Origin of the sequence: Synechococcus sp. H55.10, assembly GCF_047502715.1 — a bacterium.
Classification (GTDB): Bacteria; Cyanobacteriota; Cyanobacteriia; order Thermostichales; family Thermostichaceae; genus Thermostichus.
On the sequence record NZ_JANSJJ010000179.1, the window covers coordinates 1 to 2646 of the forward strand.

Below are 2646 nucleotides of genomic sequence, written 5' to 3' on the forward strand. Positions count from 1 at the left end.
CCGTCTTTATAGACGACGATTTCCGCATAGGTTTCCCCGTGTTCCCCCTTCGGGGGGATCCCTAGAAATTGGAAACTTCAGCGGGGCGACCTCGTCCGTCAGGAGATCCTGAGGTTCCCCCTTCGGGGGGATCCCTAGAAATTGGAAACTAGATGGGCAGGCCGGAGTTGGCTTGTTCGAAGAAGGTTCCCCCTTCGGGGGGATCCCTAGAAATTGGAAACTGGCTGTGGAGTTCTCGCATCCACCACTTCATCATGTTCCCCCTTCGGGGGGATCCCTAGAAATTGGAAACCCTGTTCGGTCGCCACACCGAAGAAGAAGGCCTTGGCACCGTTCCCCCTTCGGGGGGATCCCTAGAAATTGGAAACCTTTCTGCATGGGATAAAGGATATCCCCAAAGATATTGTTCCCCCTTCGGGGGGATCCCTAGAAATTGGAAACGGCCACCACATCATCCCCATTGCGGTAGGCCTCGACATCGGGTTCCCCCTTCGGGGGGATCCCTAGAAATTGGAAACCGAAGAGCTCCTGCCCACGCTGGCCCGCTACCTCGCGTTCCCCCTTCGGGGGGATCCCTAGAAATTGGAAACGGGTCAGAACCCAGCACCCCAACACCCACGGGCGGGAGTTCCCCCTTCGGGGGGATCCCTAGAAATTGGAAACAAGACTTAATTGCTGTCTTTAGCTTCTGAGTTAGAACTAAGTTCCCCCTTCGGGGGGATCCCTAGAAATTGGAAACATCCATGACAAGAATGTGCCGGGCCAGATCCGCCTGACGGGTTCCCCCTTCGGGGGGATCCCTAGAAATTGGAAACTTCCAACTAGCCTCTTCCTTGTTGCCTTGGACGGAAAAAGTCAAGATTGGCGTGCGTGTCTTGGAGCTCATTAAATAGCTCTCAACCGTTCGCGTCAGCGGGACGGAATCCTCACTCAACGAAGTCTCTCTCTTCATCAAGAGCGCTGAGAGAGTCCCACCTTCTATGGTCACTCGGCAGAGACAGAGCTGGATCCCTAAATCCTGGCGTAAGTACAGCTTGAATAAGGTAGCAGACAAAGCTGGCACATTTTTCTGTTTCTATCGCTACTTGTCTTTCTGAAAACCTAACTACTATCCAGCCGCTTTCTGCAAAGAAATCGTCTCGCTGGCTATGTCTATTGTCATCTAGTGCATGATGTGGTACTCGCTGACCATTGTTCTGGTACCAAGGTTCGTCAACTTCAACATCGATAAGTAGAGTTCTATTGTTACTAGATACTTGTATTGCTATGTCGGGCGTATACGGAAAATCAAATCCTGGAACCTTTAGGGAGGATTGTTCAGGTAGAAACTTAACTGGAAGGTTTTCCATCTTTATTATCAAGGCTTCTCTCAGCCGGCGATCATACCTACCTGCGCGAGCACCCTGACCTAAGAAAGGTTGGCATAAATCTAGGGGTTGAAATATCAGACCATTTTCCCAGTTCCTTATGATTTGAGCTACCTTGTTTTGATATTCGCGCCTATATTCTTCGACTTGTTGTTTGTAATCTGACTCTATGCGATCGCACTCTCTTCTCCAAAGGACAAGTCTCTCCTCATATCTTTTTTGTTCTTGAGGATAACTTCGCATTTTTCTCTCATATTCTTCCATTCTCTCTTCATAAGTCCAGGATTCGTATAAGAATTGGGCTAAGGTAGCCACGCCTGCAATCCCTGCCAAGATTAGAAAGAATGGCGCTTCAGCAATAATCAGCGCAATTAGGGCAGCAACTCCAGCTCCAGTTGACAGGGCAGCCTGGAGCTTGTCCATTACACGGGTTGGGATCTCTGGTAGTTGCGGCTTGACTGGTCGAGGGGGTAGTTGAGGCGGCTCAGGTTTTCTGGGGGGAGGGGGCAGTTCTGGCCCTCTCAGTTGCAGACTGATAGGGGTAGGGAGAGCTATATAGGGATAGCAGTCTCTCCGCTCATATTTGAGGATGGGGTGGGGCTTCCAGCTCGGCGTGTGCATTGTATTTTACTTGACCTGGCACGTTGTCCCGTAATATGCCAGAGGCCACTTTTCCAGTCAATTCTCCCTGACGGCTGTAACAGCCTAGCCGCAAGGAATCCCCTGTTAATGAACGGCTCTGAAGATCTGCAGGCTGCCGTCCGGCTTCACCACCACCTTCTTCTTGCTTTTGGCTGTCGCGTAAGAGAAGACAATCTGACGTGGATTTAGGTTAGGCTTAGGCGGCTCTTCTCCCTGTGCCTTGGCCCGCAACCGGTCGGCCAGCCCAGGATGAGAGTGTACGCAGGCTCGAATCCAGGGATCCCTAGATCCGTCTCGCCCAGCTCCCCTGCAATCTCGCCCAGCTTTCCGTACAAAGCCACGCCAAGGATGGGCGTTGACTCGCTTGGGGGGCCCCGCTATCCGCTGTCTTATTTGCTTCTGCATTTCCGTTAGTCAAGTAGTCAAAGCTGCCCTCAAGCCTTTGCGGGGTAAGGCTTTCAGGGCTGACTACGGTGTGGTCAGGTTTAGTCAAGTAGTCATCGTGTTCCAGGGATCCGCCACCACCTCGCGGGGATCCCTGGGCTGCGTTTTGACTGCCTGTTCCCCCTTCGGGGGGATCCCTAGAAATTGGAAACGGAACGATTTGGGACGCGGATTTGATTCCACGCCCCAGGAT

At 52.1% G+C, this 2646-nt stretch carries 1 protein-coding gene and 1 CRISPR repeat array; the gene reads right to left on the reverse strand.

The window, feature by feature from the left end; translation table 11 throughout:
• The first annotated feature begins 40 nt into the window (after positions 1–40).
• Positions 41–815: direct repeats of the CRISPR family, unit length 36 nt; unit sequence GTTCCCCCTTCGGGGGGATCCCTAGAAATTGGAAAC.
• 111 nt (positions 816–926) lie between these two features.
• Positions 927–1790, reverse strand: a complete 864-nt coding sequence (locus NW858_RS10825; RefSeq protein WP_414348400.1) for a hypothetical protein — start codon at positions 1788–1790, stop codon at positions 927–929.
• Positions 1791–2646 lie beyond the last annotated feature (856 nt).